Source organism: Campylobacter sp. 2457A, assembly GCF_020135895.1.
In the GTDB taxonomy this organism is placed as follows: domain Bacteria; phylum Campylobacterota; class Campylobacteria; order Campylobacterales; family Campylobacteraceae; genus Campylobacter_D; species Campylobacter_D taeniopygiae.
The window spans coordinates 1-554 of the sequence record NZ_JACHTO010000087.1; the positions used below are offsets into that span (position 1 = coordinate 1).

General features: G+C 25.5%; 1 pseudogene. It reads left to right on the forward strand.

The features are described from left to right. Positions 1 to 230: 230 nt before the first annotated feature. A pseudogene (locus tag H2280_RS08450) lies at positions 231 to 554 on the forward strand (hypothetical protein); the annotation flags it as partial.

Here is a 554-nt window from a genome sequence, read left to right on the forward strand (position 1 = left end):
AGATTAATAGGTGATTTTTGTTAATTTTACAAGATAATAATAAAATACTCAAAAGATAGAACAAAGAGAAATTCCTATAAAAAATAAGAAAATAGGAAAAGTTTCTTGCAAGATATAAGTTGGATAATGAAACTAATCTTGCATACAGAACGGATTCTAGAAGTGGTGGAGAAATTCTCATAAACCAAGAGGAAATCTTAGAACAATACATATAGAAAATGAGGCGAACAATGAAATATAAATTTATAAAATGGGATGAAAATGAAAAGTGTGCTATTTTTTTTCCTGATATGGATTTTGATATATGGAAAAAAACTCAGCTTTTAGAGAATGATCATGCTAATCCAACTTTAATTATACCATCTTGTTTAAAAGATAAGGTTAGTATTTTAGAACTATTTGAATATTATATTTTGCTTATTTATGGAAAAAGCATAGGTATTTCAAGATGGGAATGTGATAATTTAATTTTATTAAATACTTACACTATTGACAATCTTAGCAACCCTTTTTCTTTAAATACTCCTAAACCTACTTATATTAGTGAATATATC